Source organism: Polaromonas sp. CF318, assembly GCF_000282655.1.
Taxonomy (GTDB): Bacteria; Pseudomonadota; Gammaproteobacteria; order Burkholderiales; family Burkholderiaceae_C; genus Polaromonas.
In genome coordinates this window covers 1-4,720 of the sequence record NZ_AKIV01000115.1, presented here as the reverse complement: position 1 = coordinate 4,720, position 4,720 = coordinate 1, and the positions used below count along the sequence as shown (strand labels likewise).

6 protein-coding genes are annotated in these 4,720 nt (G+C 62.6%); 3 read left to right on the top strand and 3 right to left on the bottom strand.

Features of this window, described 5'->3' with window-relative positions; genetic code table 11:
- The 3 genes from PMI15_RS19400 to PMI15_RS19390 form a co-directional block, all read left to right on the top strand.
- Positions 1–785, top strand: a 785-nt coding sequence (locus tag PMI15_RS19400; protein WP_007873302.1) for a methyl-accepting chemotaxis protein, incomplete at its 5' end; no start/stop codon positions are given.
- Positions 786–1,027: 242 nt separating this feature from the next.
- Positions 1,028–2,107 carry a type IV toxin-antitoxin system AbiEi family antitoxin gene (locus PMI15_RS19395; RefSeq protein WP_007873299.1) on the top strand — a complete coding sequence of 360 codons (1,080 nt, stop codon included), beginning with the start codon at positions 1,028–1,030 and terminating at the stop codon, positions 2,105–2,107.
- A complete protein-coding gene (locus tag PMI15_RS19390; protein ID WP_036840118.1) occupies positions 2,095–2,964 on the top strand; it encodes a hypothetical protein in 870 nt (289 codons plus the stop codon). The genes PMI15_RS19395 and PMI15_RS19390 overlap by 13 nt, the downstream gene beginning before the upstream one ends.
- A 91-nt stretch (positions 2,965–3,055) precedes the next feature.
- On the opposite strand, the gene PMI15_RS19385 is transcribed toward PMI15_RS19390, so the two are convergent.
- From PMI15_RS19385 to flgA, 3 genes are all read right to left on the bottom strand, one after another.
- Complete coding sequence (locus PMI15_RS19385; RefSeq protein ID WP_007873294.1) at positions 3,056–3,511, bottom strand: flagella synthesis protein FlgN; 456 nt, start codon at positions 3,509–3,511, stop codon at positions 3,056–3,058.
- On the bottom strand, positions 3,508–3,795 hold the full coding sequence (gene flgM, locus PMI15_RS19380) for a flagellar biosynthesis anti-sigma factor FlgM (protein ID WP_007873291.1): 288 nt from the start codon (positions 3,793–3,795) through the stop codon (positions 3,508–3,510). Before flgM ends, PMI15_RS19385 begins: the two co-directional genes overlap by 4 nt.
- A 76-nt stretch (positions 3,796–3,871) precedes the next feature.
- Positions 3,872–4,573, bottom strand: coding sequence for a flagellar basal body P-ring formation chaperone FlgA (gene flgA / locus PMI15_RS19375; RefSeq protein ID WP_007873289.1), 702 nt, complete (start codon positions 4,571–4,573; stop codon positions 3,872–3,874).
- Positions 4,574–4,720: the final 147 nt, after the last annotated feature.

Sequence of the window (4,720 nt, the reverse complement as noted above, 5' to 3'; positions counted from 1 at the left end):
CCGTCAAACAGAATGCCGACAACGCGCGCCAGGCCAACCAGCTGGCGGTGTCCGCGTCCAGTGTTGCCGTCAAGGGCGGCAGCGTGGTGGCCGAGGTGGTCGGCACCATGGGCGCCATCAATGCGTCCTCGCGCAAGATCGTCGACATCATTGGCGTGATCGACGGCATTGCCTTCCAGACCAATATCCTGGCCTTGAATGCCGCCGTGGAAGCCGCCCGTGCCGGCGAGCAGGGCCGGGGTTTTGCGGTGGTGGCCGCCGAAGTGCGCAACCTGGCCCAGCGCAGCGCCGCCGCTGCCAAGGAAATCAAGACGCTGATCGGCGATTCGGTCGACAAGGTTGAAGAGGGCAGCAAGCAGGTGGCCGAAGCCGGAAAGACCATGGACGAGATTGTCGACAGCGTCAAGCGTGTGACCGACATCATGGCCGAGATCACTGCGGCCAGCCAGGAACAGACCTCGGGCATCGAGCAGATCAACCAGGCCATCACGCAGATGGACCAGGTCACGCAGCAGAATGCGGCCCTGGTCGAGCAGGCGGCCGCCGCGGCGTCTTCGCTGCAGGAGCAGGCCAGCGGCCTGTCGCAGGTGGTCAGCGTGTTCAAGGTCAATGGTGGCCACGAGCCGGCCGCGCAGCATCATCATCATCAACAGCAGCGCGCCGGCACGGCCAGGCCGGCAACACCCAAACAGCCACCGCAAGCGCGTGAGGCGATTGCCGCGCCGCGCAAACCGGCCAAAAGTGACCTGGCGATGGCAGGCGGCGGGAGCTGGGAAACGTTTTAAGAGAGCTTGGACGGGGACATTCCCTTCCCTTAAAAGCCGGGCAGCCAAAAAACAGCCGGCTTTTTTGATGGTGACTTTGGTGGATTTCCCCGGCTGCGCATAACTAATTACTTTCTTGTAGAGGGTCGGCAGCTCGGGCCCCTATCAGGGGCATTTCACCCATATGCAATTTCAACAGCTGCTGAAATAGGACTTTTTGGTGAAATCCTTGACATTTTCATTGAAAATGGTATTTTCAGCGGATGTTGAAATCTACGGAATCATTGAAAGAAATTGAGCAGCAGGCCCACCAGAAGCTTTTGGCGCTGCTTGAGCAGATTTCCGCCATTACCGTAAAGGGCGTCCAAACGGAGACATCCAATCGCGACCAGGAGGTGGACGCCGTAGCGCACATTGAGGTGTCGGGCAAGCCATACACCTTGGTGTGTGAAGTCAAATCCAGCGGCCAGCCACGCCATGTGCGGACTGGGCTCTACCAACTGCGCAACTATGCCGCGCACCATGAACGATCCGTCCAGGTGTTTGTGGCTCCTTACCTTTCGCAGGAGTCCCAAGCCCTATGCCGGGAGGCCGGGGTCGGTTTTCTCGATTTCCAGGGAAACGTCCGCATCGTGTTCGATGGCATATTTATCGAACGGCAGGTGGACAGCAAGCCCGCAGCGGAACGGCGCGACCTGAGGTCCATTTTCAAGCCCAAATCGGCGCAAGTACTGCGGTCCATGCTCCGCGATCCGAAGCGTGCCTGGCGCGTGACAGAACTCGCGGAAGCTGCCGGGGTCAGTGTGGGCCACGTAAGCAATGTCCGTGCGGCCCTGCTCGACCGTGAGTGGGGAAAGATCTCCAGTGACGGACTCTTCCTGTCTGAGCCCGATACCTTGCTCGAAGAATGGTGCGCAGCCTACGAACCTCCCCCGGCGACCTGCTTGCCTTTCTATACGACATTGCACGGAGGCGCTTTGGAGACCGCATACCGCGGGTTGCTCAAAGATGAAGGTGCCGCAGGCCTGGCAATGCTGGCCTCCTTTTCCGCGGCGAATTGGATATCCCCGTACGGCCGGATAGCAACACAGTACTTCTATGCGGACAAAGCCGGGCTTGAAAAACTGCGGGAGGGCTTGAAGCTGCAAGCGAGCAACAAAGGTGAAAACGTCGTGGTGAATGTATTGAAGGACACGGGCCTCTTTCGAGACGCATACGAAGCCGCAGAAGGGGTGTTCTGCACCAGCCCGGTTCAAACCTATCTCGATCTTGCCCATGCCGGTGAGCGAGGCCGGGAGGCAGCTGAACACTTGAAAGAAGAAAAACTCTCATGGCAGAAATGACGACCGGTGAACCGCAATATGCGGCCGATTACGATGACCGCACAACAGCAGCAGTCAAGACGGTCCTCGTCGAGATGGGTCAGGTACTGGGTAGCTTCAGAGGGAAATTTGCCGTCATCGGAGGGGCGGTGCCCTGGTTGCTTCTGGATAACGAGGACATGCGCCATGTCGGTACCCTTGACGTGGACATCGGCCTGAATCCCGAAGCGCTAGGCGACGGCGAATACGCGACACTGGTGGACTCACTGTTCAGCCACGGCTACGAGCAGCGGCAGGACAAGAAGCGGTTTCAACTGGTCAGGACCGTGCAGGCTCTGGACGGCGGCGGCTCCATCGATGTGGTCGTCGATTTTCTGATGCCGCGAGACGCGGAAATCGTCAAGAACGACCCGCCTCTGATCAGTGACTTCGCCGTGCAGAGGGCAGACGGTGCTGATCTTGCGACGCGCTTTTATCAAATGGTCGCGATCACCGGTCCAATGCCGGCGGGGGGAACGAATCGGGTGGAAATTGCGGTCTGCTCCATCCCCGCCCTCCTTGCCATGAAGGGGCATGCGGTCGAGCGACGGTATAAACAGAAGGACGCCTACGACATCTACTACAGCGTTCGCAATTATCCTGGTGGCCCGGTAGCGCTTGCGCAAGCCTGCCGTCCTTTGCTCGACCATGGAAGTGGAGCAGCGGGCTTTAAGTTCATTGAGGCAAAGTTCGACGCACCAGACGGCTATGGTCCGACCTGTGTAAGGAACTTTGTCCATGAATCGCGGATCGCGGGAGAACGCACACCGGACCAATGGCAGCAGGATGCCTTCGGGCAAGTGGATGCCTGGCTCCGCGCCCTTGGGCTCAGGAACTAACGCCGCGGCTCCAGTGCCGTCCTGCTAAAGCAGTTTCTCGCCAATACCTCTCGTGAGGGGCGTTTGCGGATGGCTGGACGCGAAGTCCAAGTCAACCAATCGCCAGCCGATTCCCGCTGCCACCCGACCGGTGCGTGCCGTCTGGGCCGTACAGCGGCTGGCCGCCGGCCTTGAGGAAGTTCAGGGTCTGGCGCGTGAAGTCCAGGTGGGTGTGGACCATCACGCCGTTGCGGTGGTTCATGGCCTGGGCTTCGGCCGCGCGGGCCAGCAGCTGCTGCCAGGCGCTCTTGAGCACGGCGTCGCCGGCGGCGGCCGCGGCATCGGCGCCGCCGCGGCCCGGGCCGTAACCCAGGCTTTGCTGCAGCGCCTCGCGCTGGCGGCCTAGCGCGGTGATCTGTTCGGCCAGCTGGGACTTGCGCTCGGCCAGCCCAGGCAGTTCGGTGAACAGCCCCTCGGTCATGGCATGGGCTTCCAGGCCCAGCAGTTCAAGAAACAAGCCTGTCGCCGCATGTTCCCGGTGCAGCAGCCCGACCAGCGCGTTGCTCATTCTTTTGGCTCCTCGCCCAGCAGGTCGCGCACCGTGGCCAGCAGGCCGTCCGCGATCTTGGTGGTATTGACCTGGTAGCGGCCGGCGCTGATCTCTTCGCGGATACGGGCCACGCGCGCGGCATCGAAGTCCGACTGGCTGGACAGCAGCGGCGCCGGCGCGACCGGGCGCGCCGGGGCGCTGGGAGCGGGCGCCGCCGACGCGGCCCGGCCTTCGCGGGCGGCGGCGGGGGACACGCTGTCGGCCACACTCTTGAGGAATGTGAAGGTTTTCTGGATATTCATGGAGCTATTCCTCTGGGGGATATCACCGCTCTAACGGCGGGCCGGATGAAAACTTTAGGGTTCATTTCAAAAAAACTCAGTGAACCCGCTCCACCGTGCCGTCCGCCAGGGCGATGCCGCTGAGCAGCTGGCCGCCGGCCGTCCTGACCTGGACCAGGGCGCCCACCGCGGCGCTGCTCATGGCCTTGCCTTCGGTGCTGACGGTGAAACCCGGGCCGCGTGTGCGCAGGCGTATGGCCTGGCCCTGCTGCACCGCGATGGCGGCGCGCAGCGATTCGCGGCGCAGCGGCGCACCGGAGGCAACGGTGTTCAGGGCGGTGACGCCGTCGAACTGGGCAGCGTCCGTGACCACGCCGCGCGGCAGGGCCGTGAGGTCGCCTTCGCGCAGGGCGGCATCGGCCGCAGTGAGCACCTGGCCGGCGCTGATGGGCCTGGCCGCGACGTAGTAGTTGCCGCGTACGGCCACATAGGCCGGCACATAGCGTGTCCAGGGCTGGGCCGAGTTGCAACGCACGCCGACGGACACGCGGCCCCACAGCCGCGCGCCGCCCGGCAGAAAAGGCTCGAGCGCGTCGCAGGGCGGCAGCGCACCCGACAGGGGCGTGTCTATGCTGATCACCACCTGGCCGGGCAGGCCCGCGGCCTGGCTTTGCAGGAACTGCTCAATCACGGGACGCGCGATGCCGGCCAGTGGCGCGGCCTGCGGGGTCGCGGCGCAGGCCGGCTGGCTCAAGGCGGCAAGGACGGCGAGCACCACGGAGAGGCTGGGCGCGAGCATCTTGAGAGGGTCTTTCAAAGATTTCGACGGGTTGAAGAGAAGGTGTTTGTGCTCAGCGCACGCTGGCCGCATGGCTTTTCATCATGATGGTTTTCATCTGCGTGAATCTGCGAAATCTGCGGATATGAATTTCCTTTATCCGCAGAT

Bases quoted from the DNA above. Each gene is read 5' to 3' on its own strand.
- flgA (WP_007873289.1), bottom strand. From the start codon at position 4,573: ATGCTCGCGCCCAGCCTCTCCGTGGTGCTCGCCGTCCTTGCCGCCTTG.
- PMI15_RS19395 (WP_007873299.1), top strand. From the start codon at position 1,028: ATGTTGAAATCTACGGAATCATTGAAAGAAATTGAGCAGCAGGCCCAC.
- PMI15_RS19390 (WP_036840118.1), top strand. From the start codon at position 2,095: ATGGCAGAAATGACGACCGGTGAACCGCAATATGCGGCCGATTACGAT.
- flgM (WP_007873291.1), bottom strand. From the start codon at position 3,795: ATGAATATCCAGAAAACCTTCACATTCCTCAAGAGTGTGGCCGACAGC.
- PMI15_RS19385 (WP_007873294.1), bottom strand. From the start codon at position 3,511: ATGAGCAACGCGCTGGTCGGGCTGCTGCACCGGGAACATGCGGCGACA.